The organism is Kitasatospora sp. NPDC088160 (genome assembly GCF_044741445.1).
Classification (GTDB): domain Bacteria; phylum Actinomycetota; class Actinomycetes; order Streptomycetales; family Streptomycetaceae; genus Kitasatospora.
In genome coordinates, this window is the sequence record NZ_JBIUSS010000015.1 from 1 (window position 1) to 21,929 (window position 21,929).

The 21,929-nt window shown below is 71.8% G+C and carries 12 protein-coding genes; 5 read left to right on the top strand and 7 right to left on the bottom strand.

The features are described from left to right. The 3 genes from ACIOGZ_RS23360 to ACIOGZ_RS23370 form a co-directional block, all read left to right on the top strand. Nucleotides 1-1,105 (top strand): ImmA/IrrE family metallo-endopeptidase (locus ACIOGZ_RS23360; RefSeq protein WP_400987071.1); only part of this gene is annotated, 1,105 nt, incomplete at its 5' end. Between the two features lie 306 nt (nucleotides 1,106-1,411). Beyond that, nucleotides 1,412-1,630: a hypothetical protein gene (locus ACIOGZ_RS23365; RefSeq protein ID WP_400987073.1), complete on the top strand. Its 219-nt coding sequence runs from the start codon at nucleotides 1,412-1,414 to the stop codon at nucleotides 1,628-1,630. Between the two features lie 1,468 nt (nucleotides 1,631-3,098). Next, nucleotides 3,099-3,278: a helix-turn-helix domain-containing protein gene (locus ACIOGZ_RS23370; protein WP_400987231.1), complete on the top strand. Its 180-nt coding sequence runs from the start codon at nucleotides 3,099-3,101 to the stop codon at nucleotides 3,276-3,278. A gap of 1,239 nt (nucleotides 3,279-4,517) precedes the next feature. Here ACIOGZ_RS23370 and ACIOGZ_RS23375 read toward each other — a convergent pair. The 4 genes from ACIOGZ_RS23375 to ACIOGZ_RS23390 all read right to left on the bottom strand — a co-directional run bounded on the left by ACIOGZ_RS23375 (nucleotide 4,518) and on the right by ACIOGZ_RS23390 (nucleotide 7,893). Next, nucleotides 4,518-5,780: a cytochrome P450 gene (locus ACIOGZ_RS23375; protein WP_400987075.1), complete on the bottom strand. Its 1,263-nt coding sequence runs from the start codon at nucleotides 5,778-5,780 to the stop codon at nucleotides 4,518-4,520. Between the two features lie 4 nt (nucleotides 5,781-5,784). Beyond that, a complete protein-coding gene (locus ACIOGZ_RS23380) occupies nucleotides 5,785-6,843 on the bottom strand; it encodes a cytochrome P450 (RefSeq protein WP_363588662.1) in 1,059 nt (352 codons plus the stop codon). A 136-nt stretch (nucleotides 6,844-6,979) separates the two neighbouring features. After that, nucleotides 6,980-7,060 carry a tryptorubin family RiPP precursor gene (locus tag ACIOGZ_RS23385; RefSeq protein ID WP_224285092.1) on the bottom strand — a complete coding sequence of 27 codons (81 nt, stop codon included), beginning with the start codon at nucleotides 7,058-7,060 and terminating at the stop codon, nucleotides 6,980-6,982. 212 nt (nucleotides 7,061-7,272) lie between these two features. Beyond that, the gene (locus ACIOGZ_RS23390) at nucleotides 7,273-7,893 is read right to left on the bottom strand and encodes a TetR/AcrR family transcriptional regulator (protein WP_400987077.1); all 621 of its coding nucleotides are present in this window, start codon (nucleotides 7,891-7,893) and stop codon (nucleotides 7,273-7,275) included. A gap of 87 nt (nucleotides 7,894-7,980) precedes the next feature. Between ACIOGZ_RS23390 and ACIOGZ_RS23395 the strand changes: the two genes are divergently transcribed. Further along, nucleotides 7,981-9,468, top strand: a complete 1,488-nt coding sequence (locus tag ACIOGZ_RS23395; protein WP_400987079.1) for an MFS transporter — start codon at nucleotides 7,981-7,983, stop codon at nucleotides 9,466-9,468. Nucleotides 9,469-9,675: 207 nt separating this feature from the next. Here ACIOGZ_RS23395 and ACIOGZ_RS23400 read toward each other — a convergent pair whose 3' ends face one another. Genes ACIOGZ_RS23400 through ACIOGZ_RS23410 form a run of 3 tightly spaced genes read right to left on the bottom strand, consistent with a single transcriptional unit; the run spans nucleotide 9,676 to nucleotide 20,444 of the window. Beyond that, nucleotides 9,676-17,058, bottom strand: coding sequence for a thioester reductase domain-containing protein (locus ACIOGZ_RS23400; protein ID WP_400987081.1), 7,383 nt, complete (start codon nucleotides 17,056-17,058; stop codon nucleotides 9,676-9,678). Between the two features lie 57 nt (nucleotides 17,059-17,115). After that, entirely contained in the window at nucleotides 17,116-17,973 is an 858-nt protein-coding gene (locus ACIOGZ_RS23405) for a methyltransferase domain-containing protein (protein WP_363588654.1), read from the bottom strand. Beyond that, complete coding sequence (locus ACIOGZ_RS23410) at nucleotides 17,970-20,444, bottom strand: lantibiotic dehydratase (RefSeq protein ID WP_363631037.1); 2,475 nt, start codon at nucleotides 20,442-20,444, stop codon at nucleotides 17,970-17,972. The genes ACIOGZ_RS23405 and ACIOGZ_RS23410 overlap by 4 nt, the downstream gene beginning before the upstream one ends. 221 nt (nucleotides 20,445-20,665) lie before the next feature. Here ACIOGZ_RS23410 and ACIOGZ_RS23415 point away from each other — a divergent pair, with 221 nt between their 5' ends. Then, nucleotides 20,666-21,865 carry a M20 family metallopeptidase gene (locus ACIOGZ_RS23415; protein ID WP_400987083.1) on the top strand — a complete coding sequence of 400 codons (1,200 nt, stop codon included), beginning with the start codon at nucleotides 20,666-20,668 and terminating at the stop codon, nucleotides 21,863-21,865. Nucleotides 21,866-21,929 lie beyond the last annotated feature (64 nt).

Genomic DNA, 21,929 nt, shown 5'->3' on the forward strand with positions numbered 1-21,929 from the left:
CTCACAGCACACGACTACCGGGACCAACCCTCCAACGGCAGGCGAACGCTACTGCTTCACCCATCCGAGCGACATCACGAATTCAACTTCAGTAGCGCTGATCGCCGATTTCGGCGGCAGAACCGTTGACTGGCTGCTGCGCGGCGTCGAGCCGCGCTCGGCGCTCGGCGCCGCCGCTCGGAAGGCGGGCGCCTGCGAGCACACCACCGACGAAGTGCGCACACTCCTGGGCCGGTACGAGCAGGTGATCGACGCCTTGGCGCGGATCGGGAGCGACCTGCCGAGGCGCGCCCACAACCGCCCAGAGGGAATCGACGGCACACAGCTTGCCCAGGCCGCCCTGGAAGCAGTGGGAACCGACCCCTGGACCATCTCGACCCAGAACCTCGCCTCAAGCTTCGAGCAGGCCTTCGACGTGGAGATCGCGGGCGTCGATCTTCCCGACAAGCTGGACGGCCTGTCCTGGTCGACCGACAGCTTCGACCTCATCCTCGTTGCCAAAACCAATGTGTGGACACGCCAGCGGTTCACCCTTGCCCACGAACTCGGCCATATCCTCGCCGGCGACGCGCATGACGAGGCAGTCGTCGAGAAGGTGCAACCGGGCCGGTCGACCACTGCGATGGAAGTGCAGGCGAACGCGTTCGCCGCGGAGTTCCTGATGCCGCGTACCACTGTTCTGGCCGACGCCCGGGACCGAACGGCCGGCGGTGACCTGGTGGCGGAGCTGGCCTGGAAGTACCGCGTGTCGCCGAGCGCGATGGCAACCCGGTTGAAGGTGTTGGGGGTTCTGACTGCCGATCAGCGCAGGCAGTGGGGCGCGATGTTGACAGCCGACGGCGCCAGGATCGCCGGCGCCGCGGGGGCCCTGGAGCAGCACATGGTCAACACCGAGCGCAGCCAACGTGGTTGGCATCCTCGACGACTAACAGAGCTGGCAATCAAGGCTTATGCTTCGGGTGATACGACAGTCCGGCCACTGGCAGCCCTCCTGGACCTCGACCCGGACGTGCTCCTGGACCTCCTGGAGCCCGCCCAGCTCGAGCCTGAGCAGCAGCAGGCGGCACCGTCCGATCCCGGAACGGAGCTCGCGTTCAGCCCATGATCATCTGCTTTCCCGACAACACGGTCCTGTGCAACTTCGCGTCCGTCTCCAGGCTCGACATCCTGGAAAACGTACTGAGCGGCCGGGGTCGATGGACGGAAGCAGTGGCGTACGAAGCCAAGCGATCATCTCGATTTCTGCCGGCCCTGGACCCACCTGACGTCTCCCGCTGGCTGGGGGATCCGATCGAAGTCGACGACCCCGAGGCCGTGGAGCGGATTCGACAGGGTGTGTTCTTCGGCAGCCCGTCGGATCCGCTCAAGCATCTCGGGGAGTCCGAGACCCCTGCACGTCATCAGCACCCGGGTGGAGTTCAAAGAGGCCACGTGGATCAGCGACGACAAGGCGTCGCTGGACCTCGCGCGACACAGAGGGATCCCGACGATGCGCACCAAGGACGTGATGGCGGTGGCGTGCGTCGGGTTCATCGTCTCGAAGCAGGAGGGGTTCGCCCTTCTCCAGCGAATGGTGACGAACGGTCAGTCCATACGGCTGCCCGCCACCGCAGACGATCTGATGCGCTGAACACGCCGCTGCGCCCCACCCCGAGTCTTCGGGGTGGGGCGCAGCGGTGTCCGGCGTCGTCACGCCGAACACCCCGATCGGATCGCACGACAGTGGCTTCTTGAAGCCCTCGCAGGTGCGGGGCCGGTTGGGCCGCCGAGATCACCGGCCGGGGGATGCCAAGGAGCAATCCCCGCGCGCGGGGCCGACCAGGTTGCGATCATGCCCGCCGAGACGACGTCGGAGCAATCCCCGCGTGTGCGGGGCCGATTTCTCGACGGGGGCTGCGCCGTCGGTGATGCCGGAGCAATCCCCGCGTGTGCGGGGCCGATACTTTCTGACCTGCGGTGATTAGCGACTGAGGGGCTTGATTGATTCAGTTCGATTGGTAGAGAGGTCCCGTCGAACAGCCGATGTGTTGTTGTCATTTCTTCTTGCCCCAGGGCTGGTTGTCAGTGTCGTGGCCTGACTCCCCGAAGCGTACCCGCGCGTGGAGATTGAGACGATGATTGAGGACTGCTGGCATCGGTACCTGTCCGAGGTCAGGGGCTGGCTGGGTGTGCTGTGGGGTAAGTCCGCCGGGCGGATTGGGGATCTGCCACGGATCAGTCCCCACAAATGTGGCGCCAACAGCGTGAGTTCGGCGATGGCGATGTGCCCCGCAGAGCAATCCCCGCGAGCGCGGGGCCGACGGAATGCGCTCCCACAGAGCTTCATCCGGGATGGAGTAATCCCCGCGAGCGCGGGGCCGATACTTCCTGACCTGCGGTGATTAGCGGCTGAGGGGCTTGATTGGTTCAGTTCGATCGGTAGAAGTCCCGTCGAACAGCCGATGCGTTGTTGCCATCTTTCCTTGCCCCAGGGCTGATTGTTAGTGTCGTGGCCTGACTCCCCGAAGCGTACCCGCACGTGGAGATTGAGACGATGATTGAGGACCGCTGGCATCGGTACCTGCCCGAGGTCAGGGGCTGGCTGGGTGCGCTGTGCGGTAAGTCCGCCGGGCGGGTTGGGGGTCTGCCGCAGAGCAGTCCACGCAAGTGTGTTGCCAGCAGCGTGAGTTCGGCGATGGCAATGTGCGGAACAATCCCTGCGAGCGCTGGGCCGACGAGACTGTGGGCAGCTGGGTCCGGGTCAGGTCGGAGCAATCCCCGCGAGCGCGGGGCCGATGTCGTCGAGCCCTCGGCCACGGCCCGGCCGGCGGAGCAATCCCCGCGGGTGCGGGGCCGATGGCCGGGAGTTCGTTCAGCCAGCGGCACGCAGCGAGCGATCCCCGCGGGCGCGGGGCCGGTATGGCGTAGGTGGCGCTCAGAGTGTGCTCCCGGTTGGTCCCTTCGGGCTGCGGTGGGTCAATCCTGTCGAACGGATGCTCTATAAGTGGCGGCATATCGGTACAGACTTTTGATCATGATCCGGTCAGCATCAAGGGGTACCTGCCCCGTACCAACCCGACGAACAGCAGATCCGCGACCGGCGAGACGTCGGGGCCCGGATTCTCTCGCTCAGGCGACAGGCGGACCCCATGCAGGAGCGGCTTGGGGAGCGCGCCGGACTTGACCGGCGCACGATTGGGCGGATCGAGAACGGCCTCGCACCTGCGACGCTCGACCAACTCGGCGCCATCGCGCGGGCAATCGGCGTGCCACTCTGGCGCCTGGTCCGCGACGAGTAGCCCTGGCCGGCCATCGGGCCGGTCAGGGCCTTGACCTGCTGCTACTCGTCTCGAAGCGGCTCCATGACGAACCCGAGCCGCGGGGGTACAGGCTCGCCGTCGGGACGTTCGAGCAATGGCCCGAAAGCTTCGAAGTCCTGCTGCCGGTAGCACGCGACCAGGTCTGTGTACCGCGGATCGATCCACTCCATCGGATGCCTCCTACTCGTGTGCCGGCAGCCTACGCGTTCCGAGTCCGCTATTCAGCGGGCTTGGTGCAGGGCTTCTCCGGTTACGGGCGCGCCCCACGTTCCTGACCTGAATGGTCCGATGCCGGTCGTACGGTGGCGGCATGGCCGGTACGTCGACGGACGGTCCTGGTATGAGCCGGACGCGGACGGCGTGTGGCAGTGGACGCACGACACCCCGTAACGACGAAGCGCCCCCGCCCGGCCGAAGCCGAGCGGGGGCGGAGCGATCCCCGCGGGCGCGGGGCCGATCCCGTGCACGCACTGCGGACCGGGAAGAACCGGGAGCAATCCCCGCGGGCGCGGGGCCGATGCTTTTTGACCTGGGGTGATTAGCGGTCGAGGGGCCTGATTGGTTCAGTTCGATTGGTGGAGGATCCGTCGAACGGCCGATGTGTTGTTGCCATCTTTCCTTGCCTCAGGGGTGGTTGTCGGTGTCGTGGCCTGAGTTCTCGAAGCGTACTCGCACGTGGAGGTTGAGGACCGTCGGCAGTGATACCCGTCCGAGGTCAGGGGCAGCCTGTTGCTGTCGTAGATGCTGGACGCTGGGGCAGTGGCCGAGATTATTCGGGGCCGCTGCCTGCCGATGGTGACGAGGCGGCGCCTGAATGGTCTTGCGGGGCCAGGTCTGTTCGCCTGGTTGTGCGGGATGCGTGGCTGAGGAGGTTGTCCGCCGGGTGGTGTTCATGTGGGACAGGTATGCGGCGGGTGCTGCCGGGCGGAGCGAAGTGGGGCGGGGCAGGTCGCCGGTTGCCACGGTGAGTGTCGCTGGCCTTGGGGTAGTCGGCCCCGGGCATGGGGAAGGTCGTAGAGCTTCAGCGCCGCCGCAGTGAGTCCTGGAAGTCGGCGCGTGGGAGCACGGCTATCAGGGGGAGTTGCCACTTACCGCGGTGGAGACCGTTCTGGTGTGTGGAGTTGGTCCTCGACGGGGTGCGTCGGATGGGCGGGCCCGGACCGAGCAGGTGATGTGCTCGGCCCCCACCGGCGCTGGGCGGGTGGGGGCCTGCCGGCGTCAGTGCAGCAGTAGCCGCAGGCTGAGCAGCCCGCGGTGCCTCGGGTTGTCCTGCCACTGCGCGGTCTCGGCCGGTTCGGCCAGGCGCAGGGCGGGGAAGCGGCGCAGCAGTTCGGTGAACGCTACCTCGGCCTGGAGGCGGCCGAGTTGTGCGCCGAGGCAGTGGTGGATGCCGTGGCCGAACGCGAGGTGTCGGGTGGCGCCCGGGCGGGTGATGTCGAAGCGGTCGGGGTCGGTGAAGACGGCCGGGTCGCGGTTGGCGGCGAGCAGGGCGATCTGGACGAACTCGCCGGCCGGGATCGTGGTGCCCGCGATGGTCACCGGCTCGGTCGTGCGGCGCAGCGAGGCGATGCTGAACGGGCTCTCGTAGCGCAGGACTTCCTCGATCGCGCCGGGAAGCAGTGCCGGATCCGCGCGCAGCGCCGCGAGTTGCTCGGGGTGGCCGAGCAGAGCGTGGATGCCGTTCGCGATCAGGTTGACGGTGGTCTGGTGGCCGGCGATGGCGAGCAGGAACGCCATCGAGGTGATCTCGGCCTCGGTCAGCCGGTCGCCGTCCGCCTGGGCGGCGAGGAGTTCGGAGATCAGGTCGTCGCCCGGGTGGGTGCGCTTGTGGTCGACCAGGGCGCGCAGGTAGTCCGCCATGCCTTCGGCGGTCTCCACCGAGACTTCGCCGTCCGCTCCGCCGTCCGCCTCGCCGTCCGCCTCCGGGGCGGCATCGACCGCGTTGCCCCGCACTTGGAGGTTCTCCCGTTCGGCCTGCGGCGCGCCGAACAGCTCGAAGACGACCGCGAGTGGCAGCGGCAGCGCGAACTCGCTGATCAGCTCGATCGAGTCGGGGCCGTCCAGCTGGTCCAGCAGTGCGCCGACGTGGCGCTCGACCATCGGGCGTAGGGTCGCCACCTGCCGCCCGGTGTAAGCCTGTTGGACCAGCTTGCGCAGTCGGGTGTGCTCCGGGGGGTCGGAGTTGAGCATGTGCGACATCAGGTCGCGGCCCGGGCCGCCCTCGGAGTTCCCGACGTGTCGGGCGAACGCCTCGGTGACGGCCTTCTTGCTCAGCCGGGGGTCGGTGAGGGCGGCCCGGCACTCGGCGTGGCCGGTGACGACCCAGCCTTCGAGTCCGGCCGCGCCGCCGAACCGGACCTTGCGGGCGCCGCCCTCGCTGCGCCAGCGGCGGTACGCGGCGTGCGGGTCGGCGTAGAACTGGCCGTCGGCGAGCTCCGGTTCGGTGGCGCTGTGTTCGGTGCGTATGTGTTCGGCGTGCATGTGATCAGTGTGTATCGCGTGGCTTCAGGACGCGGACCTCGCTGACGCCGAGCAGGCCGAGCAGCGGCACCTTGGCGGTCCGCTGCTCGGGGTCGACGACCAGGCCGGCCGTACGGATCTGGTCCAGCAGCAGCTCGGCGAGCGGCATCACCATGTGCCGGCCCCAGCAGCGTTCGGAGGAGTGCCCGAACGGCAGGTAGCCGGGAGTGCTGTCCGGGTCGAGGTGGTCCCAGCGCTCCGGGCGGAACTCGTGCGGGTCCTCCCACAGGGCCGGGTCGCGGTGCGAGAGCAGCGGCAGGACGAGGACGTCGTCGCCCGCGCCGATCCGCGGGTCGATCGCGGGGTACTCGGGCGAGGCGCGGCGCAGGATGTTCCAGGACGGCGGCAGCAGGCGCAGCGACTCGAAGATGATGTTCCGGTTCGGCGTGCTGTCGTCGAACGGCGCGCCGAGCCAGAGCGCGTTCGCGACCAGGGTGGAGATGGTGAAGCAGACCGGTGCGGCGGCTCGGCGGTACATGCCGAGCGCGTACCGTCGGTCCTGGTAGTTGGCGGCCTTCGCGGTGAGCTTGCCGAGCTCGGTGAGGTCGTCGCCGGGCTTGGGCCTGCCGGGCAGTGCGGCGCCGGCCGAGATCACCAACCAGGTGAGCAGCGGCGTCAGTTCGAGGTTGCGGCTCATCAGGATCCGCAGCCGGCGCGGGTCCCGGCCGAGGATGAGGTCGCGCAGGAAGAGGTGTCCGGTGAGCGGCCACGGGCCGGACAGGTCGATGTTCGGCGGCAGCGGGGCCTTCAGTGCCTCGCGCACGTCGCTGCCGATCGTCCGGGTCACCGAGGACGCCTCGGTGCGGGTGATCGAACGTCCGTGCAGCGGTTTGAAGGTGGGCCGTTCGATCTCGGTGGCGCGCCGGGCGGCGAGGATCCGGTCGGTGAGCTCGGGCCCGGCGACCCCGATCGTGTCGGGTTCGAGCCGGACGGCGTCCTTGCCCAGATGGTCCCTGAGCAGGGCCTCAAGTCGGGGGGAGAGCACGGTGGTTCGCGAACGGGCGGAGGCGGGGGAGAGTGCCATGTGATGTCTCCGAGACTTTGCCGGGACCGGTCTCCGCCCCCGCCCCGGGCCCGATCTCCCGGCGGAGGCCGCGAGGGGGGGGGCAGGGGCGGGGGCGGATCAGCTGTTCAGGTACCGGAGGTACCGATCAGCCGGCTTAGTACCAGATGTACCAAGCGCTGGCCTTCAGGCTCTTCTTGGCGAAGGACGCGTCACGGATGGCGAACAGGATCTTCATCTTTGGGTCTCCCTTTCGTTACCAGGTGGCTGAGCGAACGTAAGGCGACTCTGCAGTCGCCCTACAGACGTAGACACGCAGCCGGCTCCCCATCAGGTTCACTGTCGGGGGAGGTTCTTGTCGAGAGGCTCGGGGAGGTGGGGGGTTTGGCGGCGGCTTTCCTGATTCGCCCCCCCGGCTTTCCTGATTCGCCCCCCCGGCGGCTGACGGTGTCAGTCGCCGGAGCAGTCCGCGCACCGTCGCGGGCGCAGCCCGTCGAGGATGATGCCCAGGTAGCGGCGCCAGTCGGTGACCCCGGCCTGCACGACGTGGCAGAGGCCGAGGTAGAGCGGTGACACGTCCGCGACGGTCAGGTCCTCTCGCACCGAACCCTCGGCCTGGGCGCGCTTGAGCACCTTGTCGGTGAGTTCGTTGAGTTCGGCGATCGCCGCTGCGTCGAACGTGCTGCCGCCGACCATCGCGGTGACCGTCTCCGCGTAGCCCCGGTCCTGTTCCTGCATGATTCCGCAGAACTCCAGGGAGCGGGCGAGGCCGTGCCAGGGGTCGGGGTCGGGGAGCACCTCGTTCCTGAGGAAGTCCAGGGTCTGCTGGAACCGGTGCTCCACGATCGCTTCCGCCAGCGATTCCTTGGTCGGGAAGTGGCGGTACACCGTCCCGACGCCCACCCCGGCCCGGCGGGCGATGTCGCCCATCTGCGCGTCCCGCCCGGACTCGGAGAAGGCGGCTCGGGCGGCGTCGAGCACCTTGAGCCGGTTGCGGGCGGCGTCGGAGCGCAGCTTGCCGCCGGTGGGTGTGCTGGAACGGGAAGGGGGAGGGGAAGGGGTGTTTGACAAGGGGAACCGCGCCTCCGTATCGTCGCCATCCGGAACCGTGAGTCCGATTCCGGTTACCACTTTAACCCACAGGAGCGTATCCCTCCCATGGCCGTGCCTCCCACTTCCTCCTTATCGACCTCGACCTCGACCTCCTCCCCGGATCCTCTCCGCTGGAAGGCGCTCGTCGTCCTGGCCGTCGCCCAGTTGACGGTGGTGCTCGACGCCTCGATCGTGAACGTCGCGCTGCCCTCGATCCAGCGGGACCTGCACTTCGCCGACTCCGACGTCCAGTGGATCGTCAACGCCTACGCACTCGCCTTCGGCGGCTTCCTGCTGCTCGGAGGCCGGACCGCCGATCTGCTCGGACGGCGGCGGGTGTTCATGACCGGACTCGGCCTGTTCGCCGCCACGTCGCTGCTCGGCGGTCTCGCACCGACCGCGGGCCTGCTGATCGCCGCGCGGGTGGGGCAGGGCCTCGGCGCCGCGATCATCGCGCCGGCCGCCCTGTCCATCGTCACCACGACCTTCACCGAAGGCGCCGAACGCAACAAGGCCCTCGGCATCTGGGGCGCGCTCGCCGGAGCGGGCGGTGCCATCGGCGTGCTGCTCGGCGGTGTGCTCACCCAGTGGGCGGGCTGGGAGTGGGTGATGTTCGTCAACGTGCCGATCTGCGTCGTGGCCGCCGTCCTCACGCCGGGGTTTGTCCGCGAGAGCCGCGGCCACGAGCGCACGGGCATCGACTTCGCCGGTGCCGCACTGGTCACCGGCGGTCTCAGCGTGCTGGTCTACGCGCTCGTGGACGCCGAGCGGGCGGGCTGGGGCTCGGCCAGGACCATCGGGCTGCTGGGCCTCGCGGCCGTCCTGCTGCTGGTCTTCGCCCTGGTCGAACTGCGCCTCGTCAAGCACCCGGTGATGCCGTTGCGGATCTTCCGCAACCGCAACCTCTCCAGCGCCAACGCGGTGTCCCTGCTGGTGGGCGCCGCGCTGCTGTCGATGTTCTTCTTCATCTCCCTCTACCTCCAGCAGGTGCTCGGCTTCTCCGCGCTGGAGGCCGGACTGTCCTATCTGCCCTTCTCGGTGGCGAGCATCGTCGCCGCCGGTGCGGCCTCGCAGCTGGTGACCAAGGTCGGGCCCAGGCCCGTCCTCGCCTGCGGTCTGGCGCTCACCGCGGTGGGGCTCCTGCTGTTCACCCGCATCCCCGCCGACGGCACGTTCGCCGGGGACGTGCTCCTGCCCTCGGTGGTCGCGGCACTCGGACTCGGGTTCTCGTTCGTGCCCGTGACCATCGTCGCCGTCTCCGGTGTGACACCGCAGGAGTCGGGTCTCGCCTCCGGCCTCATCAACACCACCCAGCAGATCGGCGGCGCGCTCGGCCTCGCCGTGCTCTCCTCGGTGGCCAACACCCGTATCAGGGAGCTCCTTGAGGGCAAGCAGGCCGGTGGCCCGGCCACGGCCGACGCGATGACGGAGGGCTTCCGGCTCGCGTTCGCCGTCGGGGCGGGCTTCGCCCTGCTCGGCGTGCTGATCACCCTGCTGGCCGTACCGAGGGGCGAGCGTTCCGTGCGCGAGGACGTGCCGGTCACTCCGGTCTGACGAACGGCGGCCTCCGGACGCGCGACCGAACAACGGCGACCGAACAACGGCGACCGAACAACGGCGACCGAACGGCGGCCTCCGGACGCACGAAGGCGCTCACCCTGCCCTCGACGGCTACGGGGTGAGCGCCCTCGCGTGCTCCCTGTACGACGGTGCGCGGCGGTGCGCGGCGTTGTACGGCGGTGCCTCGGTAGGGACGGTGCCTCAGTAGGACAGCCCCGGGCAGTACACCCCCTGCTGCGGCGCCGTGTACGAGCCGCGCACCACCAGCGTCTCCAGCCGCTCCAGGGCGATGCCCCGGGTGCGGAACGCCCAGCTCAGGGTCTCGGGCAGCAGCCGGCCCGGGATCCGCAGCCGGGGCGGCGCGCCGTCGGGGACGGCCCGGCGCATCAGCTCGCCGGCGCCCGTGTACAGCGCCCGTGCCGCGGCCTCCGAGGCCGCGGTCAGATGGCCCAGGTCGGACAGGCCCGTGGTGTAGCCGGCGAGCGCGCCGCTCGACCGGTCCACGACCACGTACGGCTGCGACCAGCCGAAGGCCCGCTTGGCCGCCATGTGGATCTCTCCGTCCCGCGCATGGCCGTTGACCGAGCGGTACAGCTCCTGGCACGCGGGCACGTCGTCCTCGGTCATCGCGCGCACCGTGAAGCCCGCCATGTTCGCCGGGGTGGGCGGTGCGTACCCGGCGACCAGGGACAGCTGCTCGTACGGGACGAAGCCGAGCGAGGAGTAGAGCCGGTACGCGCCCAGGTTGTTGGTCACCTGGACGGCCCGGACCGAGTCCCGGTCGTGCCGGGCGGCCGCGCCGATCACCTCGTCCATCAGCAGCCGGCCCACACCGCCGCCCTGCGCGCCGGGCGCGACGCTGAGCGGGCCGAAGGCGGCGACGGACTCGCCCAGGACCAGGAAGTTGGAGCCCGTCACGGAGCCCGCGCCGTCGACCGCCACGTAGGCGAGGCAGCCCGGGGCCGCGAGCCGGTCCCGGAACATCTCCGTCACCTCGTCCACCGACGACCACTCCGGAGCGAGACCGAGCGAGGCGTTCAGGGCGTTGAAGGCCTCGAAGCAGATGCCTGCCATCGCCGGAAGGTCCTCCCGCGCCGCCTTCCGGACCCGGAAGGCCTGTGCACCGCCGTCCACGGCGTCGCCGCCGGGAAGGTCGCCGGCGCCCGGTTCGGGGAAGCGGCCGACGCCCGGTTCGGGGAAGTAGCCGACGCGGACGAAGAACCCGACGTACTTCTCGAAGAGTTCACGCGTCATCGGCGGGCAGTCGACGCCCGTACCGGCCAGCAGCTCCCGGGTCTGCGAGGTGTCGACGGACAGGTAGTGGTTGCGTCCGCTGTAGATGGTCGATTCGAAGGCGTCGATCATCGGGACCATCGCGTTGTCGCGGTCGGCGCGGATGCGCCGCACCCAGGCGTCCCAGCGGAGTTCGTCCAGGTGGTAGCCGAGGGAGCGGAGGGATTCCGTCATCGCGGAGAACGGGAGGTGCGTCCCGTTGGCGAGGTGGTGGTTGCGGCCCGCCGCCCGGTCGTCGCGGGACAGCCGCAGGATCGCCGCGCTGACGTGGTCGACCGGCACCAGGTGGAAGATGCCGGCGGGATCCTGCGGTACGGCAGCGGCCTGCACGATGCCCTTCATGCTCAGCCAGACGAAGTCGTGGGTCTGGCAGAAGCCGCGCTCCGAGTCGCCGGAGATCTCGTCCACCCGGTAGACCGAGACCGGCAGGCCCCGCCCCCTGGCGAGTTCGATGATCTGCTCCGCCACCAGTTTCGTCTGCCGGTAGCCGGACGACAGCGCCTCGGCGGGGCCCGGCGGATCGGTCACCTGGAGGGCCTGCCCGGGGACCGCCTCCGCGGCGAACACGCCGGTGGACGAGACGTGGTGGACGGGCACGGTGCGGTGCCGTGCGGCCAGGCGCAGGATCTCCGCGGTGCCCGTGACGTTCGCGTCCTTCAACGCCGAGTACGGGTAGAGGCCGTTGACGGTCGCGGCGGCGTGGTAGACGCTGTCCACGCTGCGGGCGAGGGCGTCGAAGCGTTCGGGGGCCAGCCCCAGCAGCGGCCGGGCGAGATCGCCGACGACCACGGACAACCGGTCCGGGTCGATGCCGTCCCAGAACTCGTACCACTCCAGGTTCTTGCGCAGCCGCGCCCACGCGTCCGCCTCGTCGGCCCCGCGGACCAGACAGTGCACGGTCGCACGGGTCCTCCGCAGCAGGTCGCGCAGCAGGTACGCGCCCAGGAACCCGGTCGCACCGGTGAGGAGCACCTCCCGCGGGTCGTCCGCGACCCGGATCACCTCGTCGGCGGGGGAGACGTCCGCCGCCAGGACGACCTCGGCGGCGAAGTCCACCGCGTCCTCGTCGACGCCCGGCGTGGCGGACACCGCGGCCAGCACCTTCGCGAGCAGGTGGTCGGCGAGCACCGCCGGGGTCGGGTGCTCGAAGACGAGCGTCGGGCGCAGGCTCACCCCGCAGAAGTCGCTGAACTGGTTGCGCATCTCCACGGCCATGAGGGAGTCGACGCCGAGTTCGAGGAACGGCACGTCGGGGTCGATGGCGTCCGCGCTGTCATGGCCGAGCACCGCCGCGATCCGGGTGGCGATCCGGTCCACCATGTGGAGCAGCTGCTTCTCCTCGTCCAGTCCGGCGAGCACGCCGGCCAGACGGGCGGCGACCTCCGGGCGCTCACCCGGCTTGAGCACCCGCCCGGACGGGGTCGTCTTCTCGGCGGTCTCCCCGGCGGTCTCCCCGGCCGCCTCCCCGGCCGTATCCGCGGCCGCCGACTCCACGGCCACGGTCGGTACCGGTGACGCGGCGGGGGCGGCGAGTGCGGGCAGCCAGTAACGCTTGCGCTGGAAGGCGTAGGTCGGCAGCGTGACGTGGCGGGCGGCGGTGCCGTCGAAGAACGCCGCCCAGTCGACCGGGACGCCGGCGGTGTGGAGCGCGGCGGCGACACCGACGGCGGTCGCGGCACCGGGCCGGTCACGCCGGGAAACCGGCAGCGCACGGTGGCCGCCCGTGCGGCCACCCCCGTCACCCCTGTCACCCCTGTCGGCGTCGTCGGCGATCTGACGCACCAGGGCCGTCAGGGACGCGTCCGGGCCCAGTTCGACGAAGGTGTCGGTGCCCCGCTCCCGCAGGGTCCCCACCGCGGCGGCGAACCGGACGGCCGAGCGCAGCTGCCCGGTCCAGTACGCGGGTGTCAGCAGTTCCGCACCGGCGAGGGCGCCGGTGACCGTGGAGACGATCGGCACGTCCGGCGCACGGTAGGTGACGGTCCGGGCCACGGCCTCGAACTCCTCCAGCACCGCGTCCATCCGGGGCGAATGGAAAGCGTGACTCACCGTCAGACGCTTGGTCCTGCCGCCCCGTTCGGACACCGCCCGGGCGACCTCCGCCACGGCGTCCTCGTCGCCCGACACCACGACGGACCGGGGCGCGTTCACGGCGGCGATCCCCAGCCGGGACTCCCGGCCGGCGAGCAGCGGCAGGACCTCGTCCTCCGTGGCCTCCAGCGCGATCATGGCACCGCCTTCGGGCAGCGCCTGCATCAGCTCGCCCCGGGCGGTGACCAGCCTGGCCGCGTCCGCCGGCGAGAACACCCCGGCGACGTGCGCGGCGGCCAGCTCGCCGAGGGAGTGGCCGACGAGCGCGTCGGGACGCACCCCCCAGGACCGCAGCAGCGCGAACTGCGCGACCTCCAGTGCGAACAGGGCGGGTTGGGCGATACCGGTGCGATGGATGCGTCCGCCGTCCGCCGCGTCGCCGGCGGTGAGGAGCAACTGCCTTACCTGCGGTGCCAGATGGTCGCACACCGTGTCCAGTGCTTCGGCGAACACCGGGAACGCCTCGTACAGTTCACGGGCCATGCCGGCCCACTGGGAGCCCTGGCCCGTGAAGAGGAACGCCGTGGTCCGGGCGGCACCGGCGTGATCCGTGGTCAGCCCGGCCGCGGGCTCGCCCTCCGCGAGCGCGCCGAGGGCGCGCAGCAGGCCCTCCGCGCTGCCCGCCCCGTCCGCGCCGCGACCGAGGTCCGCGACGACGGCGGCCCGGTGTTCGAGCCCGGCCCGGGACAGTGCCAGGGTGCGCCCCACGTCCACGGCATCCCGCTCGGGCGCCGCGCGCAGGAACGACTCCAGCCGGCGGGCCTGGTCGCGCAGCGCGGCCGGGGACTTCGCGGACAGCAGCCACGGTACGGCGGTGAGCGCCCGGACCGGGGCCGGGGTCTCCTCGGCCGAGGGGGAGCGCGGGGCCTCCTCCAGGACGACATGGGCGTTGGTGCCGCTGATGGCGAAGGAGGACACCCCGGCGCGCCGGGGCCGTCCGTCGGCCGCCGTCCACGGCCGCGCCTCGTCGAGCAGCCGTACGTTCCCCGACGACCAGTCGACGTGCGGTGACGGCCGGTCCACGTGCAGGGTCGCCGGGAGTACGGCGTGCCGCATCGCCTCCACCAGCTTGATGACACCGGCCATGCCCGCGGCGGCCTGGGTGTGGGCGATGTTGGACTTCACCGAGCCGATCCACAGCGGCCGTTGAGGGTCCCGGCCGCGCCCGTACGCGGCGAGGATCGCCTCGGCCTCGATCGGGTCGCCGAGCATGGTCCCCGTGCCGTGGGCCTCGACCAGGTCGACCTCGTGCGCGGCCACCCGGGCGTTGGCGAGCGCCCGGCGGATCACCCGCTGCTGCGCCCGGCCGTTGGGCGCGGTGAGCCCGTTGGACGCGCCGTCCTGGTTCACGGCGCTGCCCCGGATCACGGCGAGCACCCGGTGGCCCGCCCGCTGCGCGTCCGAGAGCCGTTCGAGCAGCAGCACCCCCGCGCCCTCGCCGAAGGCGGTGCCGTCCGCCGCGCCGGCGAAGGCCTTCACCCGGCCGTCCGGGGCGAGGCCCCGGTGCCTGCTGAAGGTGATCATGTCGTCCGGGGTGGACATCACCGTGACCCCGCCCGCGAGCGCGAGCCGCGACTCACCGGAGCGCAGGGATTCGCAGGCCAGGTGGAGGGCCACCAGGGACGCGGAGCAGGCCGTGTCGACGGTGACGGCGGGGCCGTGCAGACCGAGGGTGTAGGCCACCCGGCCGGACATCACGCTGCCCGAGGTGGCGAAGCCGAGATGGCCCTCGTACTCGGATCCGGGCGCGGCGAGAGTGCTGTACGTCTGTCCCTTGGTGCCGACGAAGACGCCGGTCTCCGAGCCGGCCAGGCCGGTCGGGTCGAGGCCCGCCCGTTCGAAGACCTCCCACGCGACCTCCAGCATCAGCCGCTGCTGCGGGTCCATCGCGGTCGCCTCGCGCGGGGCTATGCCGAAGAATCCGGCGTCGAACGCGGACGGGTCGGTCAGGAAGCCGCCGCGCGAGACGTAGCTGGTGCCGTGGTGGTCGGGGTCGGGGTCGAACAGCGTGTCCAGCGCCCAGCCCCGGTCGGCGGGGAAGTCCGAGGTGGCGTCCCGGCCTGCGGCGACGAGGTCCCACAGCTGCTCGGGCGACTCCACCCCGCCGGGGAAGCGACAGGCCATGCCGATGATGGCGATCGGCTCGGCGCCGTCCGGGTCGGGCCCCGCAGGGGTCGTACGCTCGGCCGGGAACGCTTCGGCGGCCGTGCGGGTGCCCGTCGGCTCCGGCGGCTCCGTCAGCTCCGACGGTTCTGTCGGCTCCGACGGCTCCGTCAGCTCGGAGACCAGCCGGTCCGCGAAGGCGGCGGGCGTCGGGTGGTCGAACACGGCGGTCGCCGGGAGCCGCAGCCCGACCAGCGCGCACAGCTGCCGCCCGACCGCCACGACGGCGAGGGAGCCGAGGCCGAGGTCCACGAACGGCCTTGTGGGCGTGACCCGTTCGGCTTCGACGCCGAGCGCGCGCGCCACCTCGGCGCGGACCAGGTCCAGCACCGTCCGGGCCCGCTCGGCCGCCGTGAGCGCCGCGAGACGGCTCGCCCACTCGCCCCGGTCGGGCTCGGCCCCGCGCTCCCCGTGCTCCCCGGGCCCGCCGGTGGACGCCGTACCGAGCAACCGGGCATCCGCGTCCGCCAGCAGATGCCGGGTGACCTTCCCGGACGCGGTGCGCGGAACGCGCTCGACGGCGTACACCTTCTCCGGCACCTTGAAGAAGGACAGCCGCGTCCGGCAGTGCTCGAACAGCGCCTGGACGTCGACGCCTTCGGGACCGGGCACCACGTACGCGACGGGCACCTCGCCGAGCACCTCGTGGGGCTCCCCGCCCACCGCCGCGTCGGCCACGCCCGGCGCCGCGCGCACCACGTCCTCGATCTCCACGGGGTGGATGTTCTCGCCGCCCCGGATGATCAGCTCCTTGAGACGGCCGGTCAGGGTCACCTGCCCGAGGGCGTCCCGGCGGGCCAGATCGCCCGTGCGGTACCAGCCGTCCCGCAGCACCTCCGCCGTGGCGCCGGGCTGCCCGTGGTAGCCCAGCATCAGGTTGGGGCCGCTGACCCAGACCTCGCCCTGCTCGCCGTCGGGCACCTCGGCACCGGAACCGCCGTCCACCAGGCGGATGTCCACCCCCGGAACGGGCGGCCCGGCCGCCCCGGCGACCCGGTCGCCCGTCGGCCGGTTCGAGGTGATCGCGCCGGTCTCGGTCGATCCGTACTGGTCCACCAGCGGGACCCCGAACGCCTCCTCGAAACGGCTGCCGAGGGAGGCGCCGCCGGCCGAACCGGCGACGAACCCCAGCCGCAGCGAAGGCAGCCGGGTGTGCTCCTGGCGGGCGCGGTCCAGCAGGTAGTGGTACGTCGTCGGCACCCCGGCGAGGAAGGTCACCCCGTCGTCGCGCAGGGCGTCCAGCACCTCGGAAGGGGCGAAGCCGCTCATCAGCCGGGCGCCGGCGCCCACGGCCACGACCGCCATGACGCACAGGTTCTGGCCCAGGCCGTGGAACAGCGGCATCGGCCACAGCAGCCGGTCGTCCTGCGTCATCCCGAGCACACCCACGTGGCAGGCCTCCACCAGCCACAGCGAGCTGCGCAGGGAGTAGAGCACCCCCTTGGGACGGCCGGTGGTGCCCGAGGTGTAGAGCATCCAGGCCGGAGCGTCGAGCGGGTTCTCCTCGGGCGCCGGCCCGTCGTACGGGGTGGCCGCGAGCGTCTCGTACGCGGTGATGTCGTACCCGGCGGTGTCCGCGGTGTCCGCGGTGTCGTGCGCGGTGGCGCCGGGGGAGTCGCCGGTGAGCACGATCGAGGGCCGGGGCAGGCCGGACGCGGCCACCGCGCGCAGCAGCACGTCGAGCCGTGCCGGGTCGCACAGCACCACCGACGCCCCGGAGTCCCGCAGGAAGTGGACCAGTTCGGCCTCGGACGCCTGCGGATTCAGCGGCACGGTGATGCCGCCCGCCCGGATGACGGCGAGGCAGCTCTCCACCATCTCCACGCTGTTGCCCATGAGGACGGCGGCGCGGCCGTCCTTCTCCAGTCCCAGCGCGGCAAGCCGGCCGGCGAGCCGAGAGGTCCGCAGATCCAGTTCCCGGTAGCCGACGCCCCGCCGGGCGTCGGTGAAGGCCACCTTGTCCCCGATCCGGGCGGCGTGTCCGCCGAGCAGTTCGGACAGCGGACGGATCAGCGAAGGGGTCGTGTCAGGAGCCATGTCATCGCACCTCTCGGCTCTGTGTTCAGCGCTTGGTAGACGGTTGCGGTCGTGCCGTCAGCGAACGGCCAGCACGGTCCTGGTCGGGCAGGAGAACTCCAGGGAGCCGTCCGGCCCCGCGAGCACCCGCAGCGCCTCGCGCGCCTCGTCGGTCGCTTCGGCCACCCGCTCCGCGGGCACCAGGTCCCACTGCACGCGGGTGGTCACGGTCTTGGTCCACGCCAGGTAGTCGTCGATGGTCTCGAAGCGGGAGTCCGCCGGGACGTGGCGGATCCGCACATCGCTGAAGCCGGCGGTGAGGAAGGCGGCAGCCGTGGACTCCTCACCGGCCAGCGGGCCGCCGAGGCCCAGGACCACCTGCCACGGGTCGTCCACACCCTCGGGGAGGTGCTTGGCGAGCACTCCGGCGAGGATCTCGGCGGACTCCCAGCCGGCGGCCAGCCTGCCGTTCTCGGTGGGGAAGGTGGTCGCGGCGAACCTGCCCCCGGGGCGCAGCGCCGCGACGGCGCAGGACAGGGCCTTCTCCGCCTCCGGCAGCAGGAACAGGACCATCCCGGCGCTCGCCGCGTCGAACGGCTCGGCGAAGGCGAAGTCCTGGGCGTTGCCCAGCTCCGCGCGGGCCCAGCCGGACACCCCGCGGGCCGTGATGTCGGCCGTGCAGGCGTCGACCATGCCCTGGGCCTGGTCGATGCCGAGCACGAAGCCCTCCGGCCCCACCGCGTGGGCGATCGGGAACAGGCAGGCGCCGCGCCCGCAGCCGATGTCGAGCACCCGCTCGCCCGGCGAGAGCTCCAGGGTGTCGGCGATCATCTTCCCCAGCGGGTGGAAGATCATCTGACCGGCGGACTCGTACTGCTCGGCGGCCTTGTCGTAAGCGTCCCTCACCAGTGAGGTGATGCGGAGGTCCTCGGTCATGACGCGCTCTCTTCCTGTTGTTCCGGGGTCAGCGGATTGTCGGACGTCACCGGCCGCACGATGCAGCCGAGACGGAATTCGGCACAATGCGTTTCGTCCGCCACGCGCCACCACAACTGATCCGGGGTGGGCAGCATCTCGGACACGACGACTTCCCCTCCGGGAAGTCGCGCGATATCGATCACCGACAGCGGATCGGCGAAATCGACGTACAGCGGCTTGGGCTCGGCCGGATGCTTCACGTAGACGTGGCGCGGAATTCCCCGGGCGGCCCGGAGTCGCTGCACGGACAACCACTGGGTGACGGTGTCCGCGGTCTTCTCCGGAGCCCTTTCCGGAATGCTCAGCCGCCAGCGGGCCCGCTGGACCACGACACCGTCCACCACGATCCTGGGGGTGTACGCCCCGAGGTCGACCGGCACCGGGACCAGCGCGGGCCGGGACACCGCGCGGTGCAGCGTCGACGACAGGTCACCGGGGTAGAGCAGCCGCCGCCGGCCGTCCACCACCACCGCGTCGGCCGAAGCGGACACGACGGCATCCGCGATCGGCACCACGTCGGCCCGGTCCTTGCCCGAGAGGCCGCTCAGTTCGATGGCGGCACCGGGGAGTTCGGGGGTCACGTGGGCGCTGCGCCGGCGCGAGACGATGGTCGCGGCGGTCCCGGACGGCACGGCTCGCGCCACCCGCTCGGTGAAGCCGGCCCACAGCCCGTCCGGGTCGCTGTGCAGCGGACGCTCCAGCCCCCCGAAGATCGAGCTGCAGTCGTCGTGCAGCTCCGAGAGCACCCAGTCGGCGGTGGCCGGGTCGGGGCCCGCCACCATCAGGTCGGGGCTCGGCAGGCACGCGTCGTCGGGGCCGTACGTCACGGTGTCCCACAGCGGCGCCAGCGCCTCGGCCAGTTCGCTACGGCTCAGCTCCACGACCGGGGGGCGGCCGTCGGTCGTTCCCGCGGCCTCCACGGCCCGCCCGACCAGCCGGCGCAGCACCGCGTCCAGCCGGTCCCGGCGCGGTGAACGAGCGGGTATCTCCCGTGCGGCCAGTGCGGCGAGCGGCGCCGGGGCGCCCGCCAGCTCGGCGCGCAGGGCGTCGCGGGCGTCCTCCCTGGCCAGCAGCGCCGCGAGGAACACCAGCGGGAACACCGCCTCGGTGACCTCCCGGATGCGCTCCACGACCGGCGCCCCGAAGCCGACCCGCTCGCTCAGCGGACTCGACCTGTCCTCGTGGAACAGCTCGCGGTCGGCGTAGTGCCGTCCGCTGTCCTGCGAGACCCGCCCGCCGTCCGCCGCGCGGGCCGCCCGCACGGCGAGGAGGTGCGCCGCCCGCTCGGGCCAGGGCGCCTGCGCGTACGTGTCGCGGACCTCCGCCAGGTCCACCACCGTGTCCGCGGGGTGCTCGGCCGCCAGCCTGGTCAGCGCGTGCAGCTCGGTCGCCGGCAGCCGCCAGGGGGAGACGACCAGCGCCGGTCCGAGTGCCTTCACCAGCCCGGCGGCGTACGCGTCGTCCGCCCCCGCCCGATGCGGGGCCGGCACGGGGCCGGCGGCGCCGACGAGCGAGTCGAGCCGGCTCCCCGGCGCCGCGGCGGCGGCACTCCACAGGGCCAGCGCGGGCGCCGCGACCCTGAACCTGCGCCCGTCCACGGCCCGTTCCAGCACCGGGGACGAGTCCGGCCGGCGGAACAGCGGGCTGGGCCACACGCGCTGCCGCGTCAGCGGCACCTCGCGGGCGGCCTGCTGCCGCAGCTCCTCCACCAGCCAGGCACTCGCCTCCACCACGACCTTCTCGCGGCCGGGCGCGCCGACCAGCAGGGTCTCCTCCTGCCCCGGCACCAGACGGCCGAACAGCACCGGGCCGAAGAACGAGACGGTCTCGCACTTGGTGGCGAACCGGCGCAGATAGCGGTGCAGGGTGTCGACCCGGCGGCGCAGGGTCTGCGGCAGGGCGCCGCCCTCGTCCCGCGCCTGCGCCCAGCCCGGGTGCGTCAGCGGCGGGGTCTCCAGGGCCGTGTGGTGGAACGAGGGGTTCGACACGAACACGGCGTGCCCGAAGTCGTCGCGGCCGGCGGCCCGTGCGGTGTGCAGCCGGGCCCGCAGCAGGGCCGCCGCCAGCTCGGTCCCGGCCGCCGCCAGCCGCTCGTCGAGCGCGGCGACCAGGGCGTTCCAGCGGGGCGCCCAGTCCGGCGCGCCGGTCGCCGCGAGGACCGCTGCGCACCGCTCGTCCAGGGGCGCGCCCCCGTCCACCAGCCGGCGGCAGCTCTGGAGGGCGCGCAGCGACCGCTGGCGCGGTTCGACCGTCCGTACGGCCTTGCGCAGCCCCGGCCACAGCAGGTCCAGGAAGTGCGCACGCTCGGCGGCGACCGCCTGCTCCGCCGCGAGCACCCCGGCGGCGGTGCCGAGCAGTTCCTCGGACGCGAGCCCGTCCAGGAGCCCGGCGGGGAAGCCGGTCGCGCGCAGCAGCGACCAGGGCATCATCTCGACCGATAGCTCCCCGTCGCCCGCCCGCACGTTCCATGTCAGTGACGCTGTCAGTGACGTTGCCGGTGACGTTTTCAGTGACGTTTTCAGTGACGTCATGTCAATTCTCCAGACTGGTCTCGCTTTTCGTCGGAGACTCCGGTAGGAAGGAAAAGGCCAGGGAATTGTCCGGCCATCCGGCCGGCGGCGATCCAGGCCATTCGGAGGGGAAAGAGAAGATGCGAATCTCGTCTCGGATCATGCGTGGTTGTCGCGAAAGCGTCGAACGCGCCGAACACGAACTGATTGCGCTGTCGAGGAGTATTCACGCCGAGCCGGAGACCGCGTTCAAGGAGCACCGCAGCGCCGCCAAGGTGAGCGGCCTGCTGCGGGACGAGGGGTTCGAGGTGGTGCCCGGCGCCGGCGGCCTGGACACCGCGTTCACCGCCCGCTACGGCAGCGGCCCGCTCACGGTCGGGCTGTGCGCGGAGTACGACGCGCTGCCGGGCCTCGGCCACGCCTGCGGCCACAACATCATCGCCGCCTCGTCGGTGGGCGCGGCCCTGGCGCTGAGGGACGTGGCCGACGACCTCGGCATCACCGTCATGGTGCTGGGCACCCCGGCCGAGGAGGAGGGCGGCGGCAAGATCGCCATGCTGGAGGCCGGTGTCTTCGACGAGGTGTCGATGGCGATGCTCGTCCACCCGGCCCCCGAGGACAACTGCGCTCCCCGCCCCCTCGCCCTGGTCGAGCTCGAAGTCCGTTACACCGGACGCGAGTCGCACTCCGCACTCGCCCCGCACCTGGGCGTCAACGCCGCCGACGCCCTGACCGTGGCGGAGGTCGCCGTCGGCGTGGGCCGCCAGCACTTCGAGCCGCGGCAGCAGGTGCACGGCATCGTGACCAGGGGCGGCGAGGTGCCCAACGTGGTCCCCGCGCACACCAGCGCGCTGTACAACCTGCGGGCCGCCGACATGGAGTCCCTGGGGCGCCTGGAAGCACGCGTCAGAGCCTGCTTCGAGGGCGGCGCCGTCGCCACCGGCTGCACCCACGAGGTCCGCTCGACACCCGCGTACGCCGAACTGGCGCACGACCCGTTCCTGGTGGCGGCCTACCGGGCGGCGGCGACCGAACTGGGCCGCCCCCTGGTGTCCCCGGAGGAGGAGCGCGCGATGCCCACCGGCAGCACCGACATGGGCAACGTCAGCCGGGTCCTGCCCAGCGTGCACCCCAGCATCGGCATCGACAGCGGCGGCGCGGTCAACCACCAGCCGGAGTTCGCCCGGGCCTGCGTGAGCCCGGCCGCCGACCGGGCGCTGCTCCAGGCATCCGTCGCACTGGCCTGGACGGCGGTGCGGGCCGCCGAGGACGACCAGGCCCGGGAGCGGCTGCTCACGGGCCACGCGGCTCGTCGTGACGCGGGCCGCACGGCCGGCTGACCGCCGCCGTCCGGACCCGCCCGGCCGGGCGGGTCCGGACGCCCCGGCCGCGGCGGTGCTGCGG

Bases quoted from the DNA above. Each gene is read 5' to 3' on its own strand.
- ACIOGZ_RS23375 (WP_400987075.1), bottom strand. From the start codon at position 5,780: ATGCACGCCGAACACATACGCACCGAACACAGCGCCACCGAACCGGAG.
- ACIOGZ_RS23380 (WP_363588662.1), bottom strand. From the start codon at position 6,843: ATGGCACTCTCCCCCGCCTCCGCCCGTTCGCGAACCACCGTGCTCTCC.
- ACIOGZ_RS23385 (WP_224285092.1), bottom strand. From the start codon at position 7,060: ATGAAGATCCTGTTCGCCATCCGTGACGCGTCCTTCGCCAAGAAGAGC.
- ACIOGZ_RS23395 (WP_400987079.1), top strand. From the start codon at position 7,981: ATGGCCGTGCCTCCCACTTCCTCCTTATCGACCTCGACCTCGACCTCC.
- ACIOGZ_RS23400 (WP_400987081.1), bottom strand. From the start codon at position 17,058: ATGGCTCCTGACACGACCCCTTCGCTGATCCGTCCGCTGTCCGAACTG.
- ACIOGZ_RS23405 (WP_363588654.1), bottom strand. From the start codon at position 17,973: ATGACCGAGGACCTCCGCATCACCTCACTGGTGAGGGACGCTTACGAC.
- ACIOGZ_RS23410 (WP_363631037.1), bottom strand. From the start codon at position 20,444: ATGATGCCCTGGTCGCTGCTGCGCGCGACCGGCTTCCCCGCCGGGCTC.
- ACIOGZ_RS23415 (WP_400987083.1), top strand. From the start codon at position 20,666: ATGCGAATCTCGTCTCGGATCATGCGTGGTTGTCGCGAAAGCGTCGAA.